This is a genomic window from Salmonella sp. SJTUF14076, assembly GCF_015534835.1.
Classification (GTDB): domain Bacteria; phylum Pseudomonadota; class Gammaproteobacteria; order Enterobacterales; family Enterobacteriaceae; genus Salmonella; species Salmonella enterica.
In genome coordinates this window covers 2,222,653-2,238,534 of record NZ_CP064674.1, presented here as the reverse complement: position 1 = coordinate 2,238,534, position 15,882 = coordinate 2,222,653, and the positions used below count along the sequence as shown (strand labels likewise).

The window sequence follows — 15,882 nt, the reverse complement described above, 5'->3', positions numbered from 1 at the left end:
GGGCGGTGTATGAACAGCTGTAATCAGCCAAACGATACCCGGCCCGCCTGTTAAGCGGGCTTTTTTTTGAACAAAATAATGAGAATAACCATGCAAACACCAAAACCCACGCTCGAACTATTGACCTGCGATGCCGCCTACCGGGAAAACCCAACGGCGCTTTTTCACCAGGTCTGCGGCGATCGCCCGGCAACGCTGCTGCTGGAATCCGCGGATATCGACAGTAAAGACGATTTAAAAAGCCTGCTGCTGGTAGATAGCGCGCTGCGCATTACCGCTTTAGGTGACACTGTCACTATTCAGGCGTTATCTGATAATGGCGCCTCGTTATTGCCGCTACTGGATACCGCCCTGCCCGCTGGCGTGGAGAACGAAGTCCTGCCTGCCGGTCGCATTCTACGCTTTCCGCCCGTCAGCCCATTATTAGATGAAGACGCCCGTTTATGCTCTCTATCGGTATTTGATGCGTTCCGCCTGTTACAGGGGGTGGTGAACATACCGACGCACGAGCGGGAGGCTATGTTTTTCGGCGGTCTGTTTGCCTACGACCTGGTCGCTGGCTTTGAAGCGCTGCCACACCTTGAGGCTGGCAATAACTGCCCGGACTACTGCTTTTATTTAGCGGAAACGCTGATAGTGATAGATCATCAGAAAAAAAGCACCCGTATTCAGGCCAGTCTGTTCACCGCCAGCGACCGGGAAAAACAGCGCCTGAACGCCCGCCTGGCGTACCTTAGCCAACAGTTAACCCAGCCTGCTCCGCCGTTGCCGGTGACGCCGGTGCCGGACATGCGCTGCGAATGTAATCAGAGCGATGACGCGTTCGGCGCGGTGGTACGCCAGTTGCAAAAAGCCATCCGCGCGGGGGAGATATTTCAGGTGGTGCCGTCGCGCCGCTTTTCACTGCCCTGCCCGTCGCCGTTGGCTGCCTACTACGTGCTGAAAAAGAGCAACCCTAGCCCGTATATGTTCTTTATGCAGGATGATGATTTCACGCTTTTCGGCGCGTCGCCGGAAAGCTCGCTGAAATATGACGCCGCCAGCCGTCAGATTGAGATTTACCCCATCGCGGGTACCCGTCCACGCGGTCGTCGCGCCGATGGTACGCTGGACAGAGATCTCGACAGCCGTATTGAGCTGGACATGCGTACCGACCATAAAGAGCTTTCCGAACATCTGATGCTGGTCGATCTGGCACGCAATGATCTGGCGCGCATCTGTACCCCGGGCAGTCGCTACGTTGCCGATCTGACAAAAGTTGACCGCTATTCGTACGTGATGCATCTGGTTTCCCGGGTGGTGGGCGAACTGCGTCACGATCTCGACGCGCTGCACGCCTATCGCGCCTGCATGAACATGGGCACCCTGAGCGGCGCGCCGAAAGTACGCGCCATGCAGTTGATTGCCGATGCGGAAGGACAGCGCCGCGGCAGCTATGGCGGCGCGGTCGGTTACTTCACCGCCCATGGCGATCTGGACACCTGTATTGTTATCCGCTCCGCGCTGGTGGAGAACGGTATCGCCACCGTACAGGCGGGCGCCGGAATCGTGCTGGACTCGGTTCCGCAGTCTGAAGCCGATGAAACCCGTAATAAAGCGCGCGCCGTATTGCGTGCTATCGCCACCGCGCATCATGCACAGGAGACCTTCTGATGGCTGATATTCTGCTGCTCGATAACATCGACTCGTTTACCTGGAACCTGGCAGATCAGCTACGGACCAACGGTCATAACGTGGTGATTTACCGTAACCATATTCCGGCACAGACGCTTATCGATCGCCTGGCGACAATGAAAAATCCGGTGCTAATGCTCTCCCCCGGTCCGGGCGTTCCCAGCGAGGCAGGCTGTATGCCGGAGCTGCTGACCCGACTACGCGGCAAGTTACCGATCATCGGCATTTGTTTGGGGCATCAGGCGATTGTCGAAGCTTACGGCGGTTATGTCGGTCAGGCGGGAGAAATCCTGCATGGCAAAGCCTCCAGCATTGAGCATGACGGTCAGGCGATGTTCGCCGGGCTGGCGAATCCGCTACCGGTCGCGCGTTATCATTCGCTGGTCGGCAGTAATGTTCCTGCCGGGCTGACCATTAATGCCCATTTCAACGGCATGGTGATGGCGGTACGTCATGATGCGGATCGCGTTTGCGGTTTTCAATTTCATCCTGAGTCCATCCTGACGACACAGGGCGCGCGTCTACTGGAGCAAACATTAGCCTGGGCGCAGCAAAAGCTGGAACCGACCAACACCCTACAGCCGATTCTGGAGAAACTCTATCAGGCGCAAACTCTGACGCAACAAGAGAGCCATCAGTTGTTTTCGGCGGTCGTCCGCGGCGAACTTAAGCCTGAACAGCTCGCCGCCGCGCTGGTGAGCATGAAAATTCGCGGCGAGCATCCCAATGAAATTGCCGGCGCCGCCACTGCGTTGCTGGAAAATGCCGCCCCGTTCCCGCGCCCGGACTATCTGTTTGCGGATATCGTTGGTACCGGCGGCGATGGCAGTAACAGTATCAATATCTCTACCGCCAGCGCCTTTGTCGCAGCGGCCTGTGGACTGAAAGTGGCGAAACACGGCAACCGTAGCGTGTCCAGCAAATCGGGGTCATCCGATCTGCTGGCGGCGTTCGGTATTAATCTGGATATGAACGCCGATAAATCACGTCAGGCGTTAGATGAACTGGGCGTCTGTTTCCTGTTTGCGCCGAAATATCACACCGGATTCCGTCACGCGATGCCGGTTCGCCAACAGTTAAAAACGCGAACCCTGTTCAACGTACTCGGCCCGCTGATCAACCCGGCGCATCCGCCGCTGGCATTGATTGGCGTCTATAGCCCGGAACTGGTGCTGCCGATTGCGGAAACCTTACGGGTACTGGGCTATCAGCGCGCGGCGGTGGTACATAGCGGCGGCATGGATGAGGTTTCGCTCCATGCGCCGACGATTGTCGCGGAGCTGCATGACGGCGAAATTAAAAGCTATCAACTTACGGCGGAGGATTTTGGCCTGACGCCTTACCATCAGGATCAGTTGGCTGGCGGCACGCCGGAAGAAAACCGTGACATTCTGACGCGGTTATTACAAGGTAAAGGCGATGCCGCGCATGAGGCCGCCGTCGCCGCCAACGTGGCGATGCTGATGCGTCTGCATGGTCAGGAAGATCTCAAGGCCAACGCGCAAACCGTGCTTGATGTTCTGCGCAACGGCACCGCATATGACAGAGTCACCGCACTGGCGGCAAGAGGGTAAATAATGCAAACCGTTTTAGCGAAAATCGTCGCAGACAAGGCGATTTGGGTAGAAGCCCGCAAACAGCAACAGCCGCTGGCCAGTTTTCAAAATGAGATCCAGCCAAGTACACGCCATTTTTATGATGCGCTCCAGGGCGCGCGTACCGCCTTTATTCTGGAGTGTAAGAAAGCATCGCCATCAAAAGGCGTGATTCGCGATGATTTCGATCCGGCGCGTATTGCCAGTATTTATCAACATTACGCCTCGGCGATCTCGGTGCTCACCGACGAAAAATATTTTCAGGGGAGCTTCGATTTTCTGCCGGTCGTTAGCCAAAGCGCGCCGCAGCCGATTCTGTGTAAGGATTTTATTATCGATCCCTATCAGATCTACCTTGCCCGTTACTATCAGGCCGATGCCTGTTTACTGATGCTCTCGGTTCTGGATGACGAACAGTATCGCCAACTCTCCGCCGTCGCGCACAGTCTGAAAATGGGCGTGCTCACGGAGGTCAGTAATGACGAAGAACGGGAGCGCGCGATAGCGTTAGGCGCAAAAGTGGTAGGTATCAACAATCGCGATCTGCGCGATCTGTCGATTGATTTGAATCGCACCCGCCAGCTGGCGCCAAAACTGGGCCACGGCGTGACTGTCATCAGCGAGTCCGGGATTAACACCTATGGTCAGGTACGCGAACTGAGCCACTTCGCCAACGGTTTTTTAATTGGCTCCGCGTTAATGGCGCATGACGATCTTAACGCCGCCGTCCGTCGCGTGCTGCTTGGCGAAAATAAAGTCTGCGGCCTGACCCGCGCCCAGGACGCCAAAGCTGCCTGTGACGCTGGCGCAATATATGGCGGGTTGATTTTTGTGCCCTCATCTCCGCGCGCGGTGAGCGTTGAGCAGGCGCGAGAAGTGATAAGCGGCGCGCCATTGCAGTATGTCGGCGTTTTCCAGAACGCTGATATCGCCGATGTTTGCCAGAAAGCCGCCGTCCTGGCGCTTTCTGCCGTACAGCTACATGGCAGCGAAGACCAGGCGTATGTCAACGCGCTGCGCGAGGCGTTGCCCAAACAGGTGCAAATCTGGAAGGCGCTGAGCGTTAGCGATGCCCTTCCCGCGCGCAATTATCACCATATCGATAAATACATTTTCGACAATGGGCAAGGCGGCAGCGGGCAGCGCTTCGACTGGTCACTGCTACAGGGGCAACCGCTGGATGATGTGTTACTGGCGGGCGGGCTGGCGGCCGATAACTGCGTCCAGGCGGCGCAAGTCGGCTGTGCCGGTCTCGATTTTAATTCAGGTGTGGAGTCACAGCCGGGCATCAAAGATGCTCGTCTTCTGGCCTCAGTTTTTCAGACACTGCGCGCATATTAAGGAAAAAACATGACAACACTTCTCAATCCCTACTTTGGTGAATTCGGCGGCATGTATGTGCCGCAGATCCTGATGCCTGCGCTGAACCAGCTTGAAGAGGCCTTCGTCAGCGCGCAAAAAGATCCTGAATTTCAGGCGCAATTCGCCGATCTGCTAAAAAACTACGCGGGACGCCCCACCGCACTGACGAAATGCCAGAACATTACCGCCGGTACGCGTACCACGTTGTATTTAAAGCGCGAAGATTTACTGCACGGCGGCGCACACAAAACCAATCAGGTACTGGGTCAGGCGCTGCTGGCCAAACGGATGGGGAAAAGCGAGATTATCGCTGAAACCGGCGCCGGCCAGCACGGCGTCGCCTCTGCACTCGCCAGCGCCCTGCTGGGTCTGAAATGCCGTATCTATATGGGCGCCAAAGACGTTGAGCGCCAGTCGCCGAACGTCTTCCGTATGCGTCTGATGGGCGCTGAGGTCATCCCGGTTCATAGCGGCTCCGCTACGCTAAAAGATGCCTGTAACGAGGCGCTGCGCGACTGGTCCGGTAGTTACGAAACCGCGCACTATATGCTCGGCACGGCGGCAGGACCGCATCCCTATCCCACCATCGTTCGCGAGTTCCAGCGCATGATTGGCGAAGAGACGAAAGCGCAAATCCTCGACAAAGAGGGCCGTCTGCCAGATGCCGTTATCGCTTGCGTCGGTGGCGGCTCAAACGCTATCGGGATGTTTGCGGATTTTATTAATGATACCAGCGTCGGGCTAATAGGCGTTGAACCTGGCGGTCACGGTATTGAAACCGGCGAGCATGGCGCGCCGCTTAAACATGGTCGCGTTGGCATCTATTTCGGGATGAAAGCGCCGATGATGCAAACAGCGGACGGGCAAATTGAAGAGTCATATTCCATTTCCGCCGGGCTCGATTTCCCATCCGTTGGGCCACAACATGCGTACCTGAACAGCATCGGACGCGCGGATTATGTCTCCATTACCGATGATGAGGCGCTGGAAGCCTTCAAAACGTTGTGCCGCCATGAGGGAATTATCCCGGCGCTGGAATCCTCCCACGCGTTGGCGCACGCTCTGAAAATGATGCGCGAGCAGCCGGAAAAAGAGCAACTGCTGGTGGTCAATCTCTCTGGCCGCGGAGATAAAGACATCTTTACCGTACACGATATCCTGAAAGCGCGAGGGGAGATCTGATGGAACGCTACGAAAATTTATTTGCACAGCTCAACGATCGCCGGGAAGGCGCTTTTGTCCCCTTCGTGACTCTGGGCGACCCTGGCATTGAACAGTCACTGAAAATTATCGACACACTGATTGACGCTGGCGCCGACGCTCTGGAGCTGGGGGTTCCCTTCTCCGATCCGCTGGCCGATGGCCCTACCATCCAGAATGCGAACTTACGCGCCTTCGCCGCTGGCGTCACGCCGGCTCAGTGTTTTGAAATGCTGGCGCTGATTCGTGAAAAACACCCGACCATTCCGATTGGCCTGCTAATGTACGCGAATCTGGTATTCAATAACGGCATAGATGCGTTCTATGCCCGTTGTGAACAGGTTGGCGTAGATTCCGTGCTGGTCGCAGATGTCCCGGTTGAAGAGTCGGCCCCCTTCCGCCAGGCGGCGTTACGGCATAATATCGCGCCGATCTTCATCTGCCCGCCAAATGCGGATGACGATCTTCTGCGCCAGGTCGCATCTTACGGCCGCGGTTACACCTACCTGCTTTCGCGTTCGGGCGTCACCGGCGCGGAAAACCGTGGCGCATTGCCGTTGCATCATCTCATTGAGAAGCTTAAAGAGTACCATGCCGCGCCTGCGTTACAGGGCTTCGGTATCTCCTCGCCGGAACAGGTGTCTGCGGCCGTGCGTGCCGGGGCGGCTGGCGCTATCTCCGGCTCAGCCATTGTCAATATTATCGAGAAAAACCTCGCGTCTCCCGAACAGATGTTGGCGGAGCTCAGGTCCTTTGTCTCAGCCATGAAAGCCGCCAGCCGCGCATAACGGGTTAAGCCGTCAGCATAACGCTGGCGGCTTAATGAGTGGCTGGCGCCGAACCAGAATCACGATTCAGACGTACATCATCAATCTTTTTGGTGTTATTCCCCGTCCAGCTTTCAAAAAGTCTGAAGTCAATTTCTGCTAAGAAAACTCCTAATCACGCCGAAAAATTTAGCGTTTTCACGTCAATTTCCCCCGCCTTTATGTAAAGAAATGTCAATAAACAATGCGTTAACGTTTCTATTGCCGCAGATAGTGACTCTTGTTATTAATAACAATGAAAAGTATTTTCTGTTAAATCGCTTATTCTAAAAGAAAATATAGAATATATTATCTCTAAACCATTTTTTCTGCGTTATTTACGCGGTAAATCACAACTATTTCCGTCAATTTGACTAATCGGTTTAACCAACTAATTTTAATAGGGTGTCGACACGGTTAAAACCGATTTTTTCAGCAAGCAACGAGACAGGAGAAATAATATGGCCGAACATCGTGGTGGTTCAGGAAATTTCGCCGAGAATCGTGAAAAAGCATCTGAAGCGGGCCGCAAAGGCGGTCAGCATAGCGGTGGGAATTTCAAAAACGATCCGCAACGAGCTTCTGAAGCCGGTAAAAAAGGTGGTCAGAATAGTCACGGCGGACGTAAATCCGATAATTCCTGATTTACTGTAATGTAAATATAACACATGCTTTTATCAAGCAATCTGCGAGTCTTCTGGCTCGCAGTATTTTGCCCAGGAGAATTAGATTTATGAATATTAAAACCGTTGAAGACCTTTTTATCCATCTACTTTCAGATACCTATAGTGCAGAAAAACAATTAACCAAGGCTCTTCCTAAACTTGCCAGAGCCACGTCCAATGAAAAATTAAGCCAGGCCTTTCAATCTCATCTTGAAGAAACCCAGGGTCAGATTGAACGTATTGATCAGATCGTCGAATCTGAATCTGGCATTAAACTGAAAAGAATGAAATGCGTCGCTATGGAAGGGCTGATCGAAGAAGCCAATGAAGTCATCGAAAGTACGGAGAAAAACGAAGTACGCGATGCAGCGCTTATCGCCGCGGCGCAAAAAGTCGAGCATTACGAAATCGCCAGCTACGGCACGCTAGCCACCCTGGCCGAGCAGCTCGGCTATAGCAAAGCATTAAAACTGCTCAAAGAGACCCTCGACGAGGAAAAACAAACTGATTTAAAACTTACCGATTTAGCAGTCAGCAATGTTAATAAAAGTGCTGAACGCAAATCGAAATAATATTTTTAATTATCAGCTTGCATGATTCCGATTTTATTATCGGAGCAGATTATCACGCATTGAGGAATGTAAAATGAATTATACTGAACATTATCATGACTGGCTTCGTGACGCCCATGCCATGGAAAAACAGGCAGAATCGATGCTTGAATCTATGGCCAGCCGTATTGAAAATTATCCTGATATAAAAGCCAGAATTGAACAACATATTAGTGAAACCAAACATCAAATTACCATGCTCGAGGAAGTGTTGGACCGTAATGGTATTTCCCGTTCGGTGTTGAAAGACTCCATGAGCAAAATGGCTGCGATGGGGCAATCTATCGGTGGCATGTTCCCTTCCGATGAAATTGTCAAAGGCTCAATTAGCGGTTATGTTTTCGAGCAGCTCGAAATTGCTTGTTATACCTCCCTGCTGGCGGCGGCAAAAAAAGCTGGCGACACTGCCTCAATTCCGACGATTGAAGCCATTCTGAAAGAAGAAATGCAAATGGCTGACTGGCTTATCAAACATATTCCGCAGACAACGGAACAATTTTTGCTGCGATCTGAAGCAGATGGCGTTGAAGCCAAAAAATAAATAATAAGCAGGAGGCAATATGTTTCGACACGTAAAACAACTTCAATATACTGTGCGAGTGAGCGAACCTAATCCTGGATTAGCGAACCTGCTGCTGGAACAGTTTGGCGGCCCTCAGGGCGAACTGGCGGCCGCCTGCCGCTACTTCACGCAAGGTTTAAGCGATGATGATGCCGGTCGTAGAGAGATGTTAATGGACATCGCCACCGAGGAGCTGAGTCATCTGGAAATTATCGGCTCACTGGTAGGAATGCTTAATAAAGGCGCTAAAGGCGAGCTGGCGGAAGGCACCGAAAGCGAAGCGGAACTTTATCGCTCGCTGACGCAGAATGGTAATGACAGCCATATCACCTCTCTGTTGTATGGCGGCGGCCCGGCGTTGACAAACTCCGGCGGCGTACCGTGGACCGCGGCTTATATTGATACTATCGGCGAAGTTACAGCCGATCTACGCTCAAACATCGCGGCAGAGGCGCGAGCGAAGATTATTTATGAACGCCTGATTAATCTGACCGACGATCCTGGCGTAAAAGACACGCTCAGTTTCTTAATGACCCGTGAAGTCGCGCACCAGCTCTCTTTTGAAAAGGCGCTGTATTCGATTCGTAACAACTTCCCGCCGGGTAAATTACCGCCAGTAGAACAGTATACCGACGTGTACTACAACATGTCGCAAGGCGACGATCCGCGAGGTAGCTGGAATAGCGATGAGAACTTCAACTATGTCGCAGAACCGATGCCTGCTGTTGATGGCGGCGATGGCCTGGCGACAGTGAAATTGCCGCGCGAGCAGTTGGCGCTGCTCAAAGCGATGGCAGAAAGAACGAAATCGGACCCCACCGTTGATCCTCTCACTGGCGCAGAACTAGGCTGCGGCGAACCGAAAGAAGACAAGTGAGTTCCGACAAGTAAAATCCGTGTGTCATGTCCTTTTTTGACCCCGCCTGGCGGGGTCTTTTTTCGTCACAACATCAGGCGATTAGAAACGATAGCCTGCCGAGAACATAAATACCCATGGGTCCAGACGCACGCTGTCATGATGCTGAACGCCGCCCATTTTATAATTGGCGGTAGTATCAATATCCATGTACCAGACAGAGGCGCCAATTAACCAGTCGCGGTTAATCAGGTAATCTACCCCAACTTGCCCTGCCGCGCCCCAGGAATCCTTAAAGCTCAGATCGGACAGCCCGGCATTTTTACCATTATCGTTAAAGTCGTTATCGAAGAAGGTGGTGTAGTTCACCCCCACGCCGACATAAGGACGCACTTTGCTGCTGGAATCGCCGAAATACCACTGCGCCATTAACGTTGGCGGTAACAGGTGGACCGTGGCGATATCACCCGTCGCGCCCGTACCCACCTTATGGCGGAACGGCGTGGCCGCCAGCAATTCAACCCCGATATTGTCCGTCGCCATGTAAGTGAATGTCAGGCCGAGTTGCGTGTTATTACTCACATCAAACCCGTTTAAATGCCCCAGCGTACCACCCGCCCCTTCTGTAGGTCTGACGGTTGCCGGACCTGCACGCATAAAGAATTCTCCGGCTTCGTGCGCGAACGCGCTGCCTGAGAGAAGAGTTGTTAACGCCAGTGCCGCCACTGTAAATTTTTTCATACCCACTCCATCGTTATGGTTATAAAAGCGTGATGAATATACCCACAATGAAGTAATAAGTGATCTAACACAGATCACATTTGTTCTTATAATTTAACATTTATTGATCCAGATTAATTTAGAACTTGTATTGAAAATCCTAGTTATAGGAATTCAGATCAATTTTGACATATTCACGCTATGCAAATATTTGTCTGCTCCTGTTGCCCTGGCGATAAAGGCTGGCTAAGGTAATCAGTGTCCCGCAATGGCGCGTGGCGTTAAGATTCGCGAACACTGCGGGACAGATTAATTTCCGTTGTAATCTATTGATACGTGAGTTTTTTGCAGGTGAATCATGAGCGTTCTTAACCCATGCATGACATGCGGTGCCTGTTGTGCCTATTTTCGTGTCTCCTTTTATTGGGCTGAAGGCGACGACGCCAGCGGACGCGTTCCGGCGTCATTAACCGAGCCCGTTACCCCTTTTTTACGTTGTATGGCCGGTACCAACCAAAAACAGCCGCACTGTAAAGCGCTAATTGGCACGCCGGGTGAAAACGTCAGTTGCGCTATTTATGAAAACCGCCCTTCAACCTGTCGCGAATTTTCGATATCGGGCGAAGGAGGCGAAGTGAATGAGGCGTGTAATCGCGCCCGCGCGCGATACGGATTACCGCCGCTTTACAAAGATATGCTTTTCCATACAACTGCTGATGCTGCCACTGTAGAGTTATCCAGGGTACAATTGCCCGCAAATTAACACCTGCAAAACTCAAGGAGAGTGCATGTCTATCACGGCGAAGTCCGTTTACCGTGACGCCGGAAATTTTTTCCGAAATCAATTTATTACTATCTTGCTGGTTTCGTTGCTGTGCGCATTTATCACGGTGGTCTTAGGTCATGCCTTTTCACCCAGCGATGCGCAAATCGCGCAACTCAGTGAAGGAGAACATCTGGCAGGCAGCGCTGGCCTGTTTGAGCTGGTACAAAATATGACGCCAGAGCAGCAGCAGATCCTGTTGCGCGCCTCTGCCGCCTCGACGTTTTCCGGGCTTATCGGCAACGCTATTCTGGCCGGCGGTATCATCCTGATGATTCAGTTAGTTTCAGCGGGACATCGGGTTAGCGCGCTGCGCGCTATCGGCGCCAGCGCCCCTGCATTGCCTAAACTGTTTATTCTCATTTTTCTGACTACCCTGTTAGTGCAAATCGGTATAATGCTGATTGTCGTTCCGGGGATTATTATGGCCATTGTGCTGGCGCTTGCGCCAGTGATGTTGGTTGAAGAGAAAATGGGCGTGTTTGCCGCAATGCGCAGCAGTATGCGTTTAGCCTGGGCTAACATGAGACTGGTCGCGCCCGCGGTGATAGGCTGGTTACTGGCTAAAACATTGCTATTGCTGTTCGCGCCCAGCTTCGCTGTACTGACCCCAAATGTAGGCGCTGTACTGGCGAATACGTTGAGCAATCTGATTTCCGCAGTATTGCTTATCTACTTATTCCGCCTGTATATGTTGATTCGCCAATAATCCGCAATGCGCCGTTACGCGGCGCATTCGACGCTCGTTGATGATGGAATCGAAGAATGAAGCAGTTTCTGGATTTTTTACCGCTGGTTGTCTTTTTTGCGTTTTATAAACTTTATGACATCTATGCGGCGACCTCCGCACTGATTGTCGCGACGGCAATCGTGCTGATTTATAGCTGGGTGCGCTATCGGAAAATAGAGAAGATGGCGCTGATTACCTTTGTTCTGGTTGCCGTCTTCGGCGGTCTGACGCTCTTCTTCCATAACGATGAATTTATTAAATGGAAGGTGACGGTTATTTATGCGCTGTTCGCCGGCGCGCTGTTAATAAGCCAGTGGGTGATGAAAAAACCGTTAATCCAACGTATGTTAGGTAAAGAACTGGCGTTGCCGCAGCAGGTCTGGTCAAAGCTGAACCTGGCGTGGGCGCTGTTTTTTATTGCGTGCGGTCTGGCTAACATTTATATCGCCTTCTGGTTGCCGCAAAATATCTGGGTCAACTTTAAGGTCTTTGGACTCACGGCGCTGACGCTCATTTTTACCCTGCTGAGCGGCGTCTATATCTACCGGCATCTGCCACAGGAAGATAAATCATAACCCTCCCGTGACTTATCATCGCCAGACTGCGAACGCCTGGCGATATTTTCTCCGCCTTTACGCCCTGCGCTTTCCCGTCAGTACCTTTATTCCCACTATTCTCCACACAAAATTCATAGTAGCATCGCGGCTGTAATTTTTTCTGATAGTCGGTTTTACAATGACAACAATGGATAATACTCCTCAGGGCGAGCTGGTTTTACGTACATTGGCCATGCCTGCCGATACCAATGCGAACGGCGATATTTTTGGCGGCTGGCTGATGTCGCAAATGGATATTGGCGGCGCGATACTGGCCAAAGAGATCGCGCACGGTCGGGTTGTAACCGTACGCGTGGAAGGAATGACATTTCTGCGCCCCGTCGCGGTTGGCGATGTCGTATGCTGCTACGCGCGCTGCGTTAAACGCGGTACGACGTCTATTAGCATCAATATTGAAGTCTGGGTGAAAAAAGTCGCGTCAGAACCGATTGGGCAGCGCTACAAGGCCACCGAGGCGCTGTTTATTTATGTTGCCGTCGATCCGGACGGTAAACCCCGCCCGCTCCCGGTTCAGGGTTAAGTATACCCGCTTACGCCGCCAGCAGGTGATGGTAATATTCCTACTGGCGGCGCCAGAGATTACTCAATCTGCGCCGTACCGTTCAGACGGAAGATAATATTGACCACCAGCCCGGAACCCGGCTTGCCTGCTTCATAGCGCCATTTGCGCATCGCATTCTTAACTTCACGCTCAAACATATTGGCTGGCTGCGCGGATAGAATCTGTACATTTTCCACTCGCCCAGCAGAGGTCACGTCAAACTTCACCTTTACGCGGCCTTCAATACGTAATGCCTGTGCTCGCGCCGGATATTGCGGCTGGTTACGGCTCAGAGCGCGAGGTCCAGTGGGTACGCTCACCGCCGGCTTGCTGGTCGCCGAGGCGGTGCTGCTTGTTGGCCGCGCCGGGGCGCTATTTTCAAACGGTGAGGCAGGACGAGGCGCAGCTGGTTTGACTTCGCGCTTCGGCTGCTCTTCAACCTTTTTCACCGGTTTCGGTTTCGGCTTGGGTTTTGGCTTAGGTTTGGGTTTCTCAATCACCACGGGCGCTTCTTTAGGCGGTTCAGGGATCGGCTCTGGCTCCGGTTCGGGTTCAACCACTGGCTCCGGCGGCGGCTGAACCGCCTGGGGCGGCTCCAGGTCAGCGGGTGAAACCATTGTCACCGTGATAGGCTGCGCTGGCGCAGGCAATTCAATAACCTGATGTACCGAGGTATAGAGCAAACCTGCCACTACAGCACCATGAATGCCTACGGAAAGGAGTGTCGGCCAGGGAAAGCGACGAGGTAAATCAAGGGTCATTGAAGTCATAATCGTTTCAGTTGAAAAACCAGAGCTGAATTTTAAATGCAAATAGCAATCATATTCAATAAGGCATTGCCGATAGCGGCATTTAAAAGATGATATCGCGCAAAAACACCACACAAAATGTGCATGTTTAACAAAGTCGGTATCTTTACATTGCAGTTAAATGCCCTTTCCAATAACGTAATCAGCAACTTTTACCGATTAAGGAGCTCTACCCGTGCTGTATGTTATTTACGCTCAGGACAATGCCAACTCGCTTGAAAAACGCCTCTCGGTACGGCCCGCGCATCTGGCGCGCCTGCAACTTCTGCATGATGAAGGGCGATTATTAACTGCCGGGCCGATGCCCGCAGTGGACAGTAACGATCCTGGGGTAGCCGGATTTACCGGGTCAACGGTCATTGCTGAATTTGAATCTTTAGAAGCGGCGCAATCCTGGGCTGATGCGGACCCCTACGTCGCAGCGGGCGTCTATGCGCAGGTTTCGGTCAAACCGTATAAGAAGATCTTTTGAAAAGGATGGCCTGTTGGGCACCGCATACGGTGCCCTTTCTGGCTCACACACCGTGAATCGCAAAGAGTAATGAATTACGCTGACGATTAAAGATGCATTTCCTGATGGTATGGATACGCATATTACGGCGTGATTGCCCTTCAAGCCAACGCGCTTTACGGCGGCTCGCCTGACGTAGCATTCGCCAGCGCCCCACTTCCGTTCTACTACGCTTCATGTTTACGACTCTCACTGTAACAGAAGCGCCATTATACCCCCTCGCCGGATGCAGACCAGCGCTTTTCCCGTGTTTTTATTTGCCATGTGAATCCTGACGCGTAAACTCTTAACAACACGCTTTCTAAAGGATTTTTAAAGTTATGACAACCTTCTACACCGTGGTGAGTTGGCTGGTCATTTTGGGATATTGGGTTCTCATTGCCGGCGTCACATTACGTATTCTAATGAAACGGCGCGCAGTTCCCTCCGCAATGGCCTGGTTGTTAATCATCTATATCCTTCCGCTGGTCGGGATCATCGCCTATTTGTCCGTGGGCGAATTGCATTTAGGCAAACGTCGCGCCGAGCGTGCCCGCGCCATGTGGCCGTCTACCGCCAAATGGTTGAATGACCTCAAAGCCTGCAAACACATTTTCGCGCAAGAAAACAGTAGCGTCGCATCGTCCTTGTTTAAGCTGTGCGAACGACGTCAGGGGATTGCGGGCGTCAAAGGCAACCAGTTGCAATTGCTTACCGACTCCGATGATGTCATGCAGGCGCTTATTCGCGATATCCAACTGGCGCGGCATAATATCGAAATGGTGTTTTACATCTGGCAGCCAGGCGGCATGGCGGATCAGGTCGCTGAATCGTTAATGGCCGCCGCCCGCCGCGGCATCCACTGCCGGCTTATGCTGGACTCCGCGGGTAGCGTCGCTTTCTTCCGCAGCCCCTGGGCGGCCATGATGCGTAACGCTGGCATTGAAGTCGTAGAGGCGCTGAAGGTGAATCTGATGCGCGTCTTTTTACGCCGTATGGATCTTCGCCAGCACCGTAAAATGGTGATGATTGACAATTACATCGCCTATACCGGTAGTATGAATATGGTGGACCCGCGTTTTTTCAAACAGGATGCCGGCGTTGGACAATGGGTCGATTTGATGGCGCGGATGGAAGGCCCCGTGGCGACAGCAATGGGGATTGTTTACTCCTGCGATTGGGAAATCGAGACGGGTAAACGCATTCTGCCTCCCCCGCCGGATGTGAATATTATGCCGTTTGAGCAGGCCAGCGGGCATACCATTCATACCATTGCTTCCGGTCCTGGTTTTCCGGAAGATCTCATTCACCAGGCACTATTAACCGCCACCTATGCTGCGCGCGAATATTTAATTATGACCACGCCATATTTCGTCCCCAGCGACGATCTGCTGCACGCCATTTGTACCGCTGCGCAGCGCGGCGTGGATGTCAGTATTATCCTGCCCCGTAAAAATGATTCACTGCTCGTCGGCTGGGCCAGTCGCGCCTTTTTCAGCGAGTTACTGGCGGCGGGCGTGAAAATCTATCAGTTCGAAGGCGGGCTGTTGCATACCAAAAGCGTGCTGGTCGATGGCGAACTGAGCCTGGTCGGTACCGTGAATCTCGACATGCGTAGCCTGTGGCTTAATTTCGAGATTACGCTGGTCATTGATGATACGGGTTTCGGCGCCGATCTGGCTGCGGTACAGGACGATTATATTTCGCGCTCCCGCCTGTTAGATGCGCGTTTGTGGGTAAAACGTCCGTTATGGCAGCGTATTACCGAGCGATTGTTTTACTTCTTTAGTCCATTGCTGTAAAACGTGACCAACATGAGTA

General features: G+C 52.6%; 18 protein-coding genes and 1 other annotated feature (1 of these 19 only partly in view). Of the genes, 15 read left to right on the top strand and 3 right to left on the bottom strand.

Annotated features, from left to right (window positions below; all coding sequences use genetic code 11):
• Window positions 1-68, top strand: a sequence feature (Trp leader region) (it extends 28 nt beyond the left edge of the window).
• 22 nt (window positions 69-90) lie between these two features.
• The 9 genes from trpE (at window position 91) to HU143_RS10850 (ending at window position 9,352) form a co-directional block, all read left to right on the top strand.
• A complete protein-coding gene (gene trpE / locus HU143_RS10890; protein WP_023227060.1) occupies window positions 91-1,653 on the top strand; it encodes an anthranilate synthase component I in 1,563 nt (520 codons plus the stop codon).
• Window positions 1,653-3,248, top strand: coding sequence for a bifunctional anthranilate synthase glutamate amidotransferase component TrpG/anthranilate phosphoribosyltransferase TrpD (gene trpD / locus HU143_RS10885; RefSeq protein ID WP_000763489.1), 1,596 nt, complete (start codon window positions 1,653-1,655; stop codon window positions 3,246-3,248). The genes trpE and trpD overlap by 1 nt, the downstream gene beginning before the upstream one ends.
• Window positions 3,249-3,251: 3 nt before the next feature.
• Window positions 3,252-4,610 carry a bifunctional indole-3-glycerol-phosphate synthase TrpC/phosphoribosylanthranilate isomerase TrpF gene (trpCF, locus tag HU143_RS10880; protein WP_023227059.1) on the top strand — a complete coding sequence of 453 codons (1,359 nt, stop codon included), beginning with the start codon at window positions 3,252-3,254 and terminating at the stop codon, window positions 4,608-4,610.
• A gap of 9 nt (window positions 4,611-4,619) precedes the next feature.
• Window positions 4,620-5,813 carry a tryptophan synthase subunit beta gene (gene trpB, locus HU143_RS10875; RefSeq protein ID WP_000209485.1) on the top strand — a complete coding sequence of 398 codons (1,194 nt, stop codon included), beginning with the start codon at window positions 4,620-4,622 and terminating at the stop codon, window positions 5,811-5,813.
• On the top strand, window positions 5,813-6,619 hold the full coding sequence (trpA, locus tag HU143_RS10870) for a tryptophan synthase subunit alpha (protein WP_023227058.1): 807 nt from the start codon (window positions 5,813-5,815) through the stop codon (window positions 6,617-6,619). The genes trpB and trpA overlap by 1 nt, the downstream gene beginning before the upstream one ends.
• 479 nt (window positions 6,620-7,098) lie before the next feature.
• Window positions 7,099-7,281, top strand: a complete 183-nt coding sequence (locus HU143_RS10865) for a general stress protein (RefSeq protein ID WP_000807657.1) — start codon at window positions 7,099-7,101, stop codon at window positions 7,279-7,281.
• An 89-nt stretch (window positions 7,282-7,370) separates the two neighbouring features.
• Window positions 7,371-7,874, top strand: coding sequence for a ferritin-like domain-containing protein (locus tag HU143_RS10860; RefSeq protein WP_001022822.1), 504 nt, complete (start codon window positions 7,371-7,373; stop codon window positions 7,872-7,874).
• A gap of 73 nt (window positions 7,875-7,947) precedes the next feature.
• Window positions 7,948-8,454, top strand: coding sequence for a ferritin-like domain-containing protein (locus HU143_RS10855; protein WP_185191087.1), 507 nt, complete (start codon window positions 7,948-7,950; stop codon window positions 8,452-8,454).
• Window positions 8,455-8,473: 19 nt separating this feature from the next.
• Window positions 8,474-9,352: a manganese catalase family protein gene (locus HU143_RS10850; protein ID WP_000488353.1), complete on the top strand. Its 879-nt coding sequence runs from the start codon at window positions 8,474-8,476 to the stop codon at window positions 9,350-9,352.
• 81 nt (window positions 9,353-9,433) lie between these two features.
• Here the strand turns inward: HU143_RS10850 and ompW are convergent, their stop codons facing one another.
• Window positions 9,434-10,072 (bottom strand): outer membrane protein OmpW, encoded by a 639-nt coding sequence (gene ompW / locus HU143_RS10845; protein ID WP_000714799.1) that lies wholly within the window; start codon window positions 10,070-10,072, stop codon window positions 9,434-9,436.
• A 337-nt stretch (window positions 10,073-10,409) separates the two neighbouring features.
• Between ompW and HU143_RS10840 the strand changes: the two genes are divergently transcribed.
• From HU143_RS10840 to yciA, 4 genes are all read left to right on the top strand, one after another.
• Window positions 10,410-10,814: a YkgJ family cysteine cluster protein gene (locus HU143_RS10840; protein ID WP_000114955.1), complete on the top strand. Its 405-nt coding sequence runs from the start codon at window positions 10,410-10,412 to the stop codon at window positions 10,812-10,814.
• A gap of 25 nt (window positions 10,815-10,839) precedes the next feature.
• The gene (locus HU143_RS10835; protein ID WP_000028507.1) at window positions 10,840-11,583 is read left to right on the top strand and encodes a YciC family protein; all 744 of its coding nucleotides are present in this window, start codon (window positions 10,840-10,842) and stop codon (window positions 11,581-11,583) included.
• A gap of 56 nt (window positions 11,584-11,639) precedes the next feature.
• Window positions 11,640-12,179: a septation protein A gene (locus tag HU143_RS10830; protein ID WP_000808682.1), complete on the top strand. Its 540-nt coding sequence runs from the start codon at window positions 11,640-11,642 to the stop codon at window positions 12,177-12,179.
• A gap of 160 nt (window positions 12,180-12,339) precedes the next feature.
• Complete coding sequence (gene yciA, locus HU143_RS10825) at window positions 12,340-12,741, top strand: acyl-CoA thioester hydrolase YciA (protein WP_000210317.1); 402 nt, start codon at window positions 12,340-12,342, stop codon at window positions 12,739-12,741.
• 59 nt (window positions 12,742-12,800) lie between these two features.
• Here the strand turns inward: yciA and tonB are convergent, their stop codons facing one another.
• A complete protein-coding gene (tonB, locus tag HU143_RS10820; protein WP_001517937.1) occupies window positions 12,801-13,523 on the bottom strand; it encodes a TonB system transport protein TonB in 723 nt (240 codons plus the stop codon).
• A gap of 223 nt (window positions 13,524-13,746) precedes the next feature.
• On the opposite strand from tonB, the gene HU143_RS10815 reads away from it, so the two are divergent.
• Window positions 13,747-14,043, top strand: coding sequence for a YciI family protein (locus HU143_RS10815; RefSeq protein WP_000967605.1), 297 nt, complete (start codon window positions 13,747-13,749; stop codon window positions 14,041-14,043).
• Window positions 14,044-14,086: 43 nt separating this feature from the next.
• On the opposite strand, the gene HU143_RS10810 is transcribed toward HU143_RS10815, so the two are convergent.
• The gene (locus tag HU143_RS10810) at window positions 14,087-14,260 is read right to left on the bottom strand and encodes a YciY family protein (protein ID WP_001531561.1); all 174 of its coding nucleotides are present in this window, start codon (window positions 14,258-14,260) and stop codon (window positions 14,087-14,089) included.
• A 142-nt stretch (window positions 14,261-14,402) separates the two neighbouring features.
• Here HU143_RS10810 and cls point away from each other — a divergent pair, with 142 nt between their 5' ends.
• Window positions 14,403-15,863: a cardiolipin synthase gene (cls, locus tag HU143_RS10805; protein WP_000206886.1), complete on the top strand. Its 1,461-nt coding sequence runs from the start codon at window positions 14,403-14,405 to the stop codon at window positions 15,861-15,863.
• The last annotated feature ends 19 nt before the right edge of the window (window positions 15,864-15,882 follow it).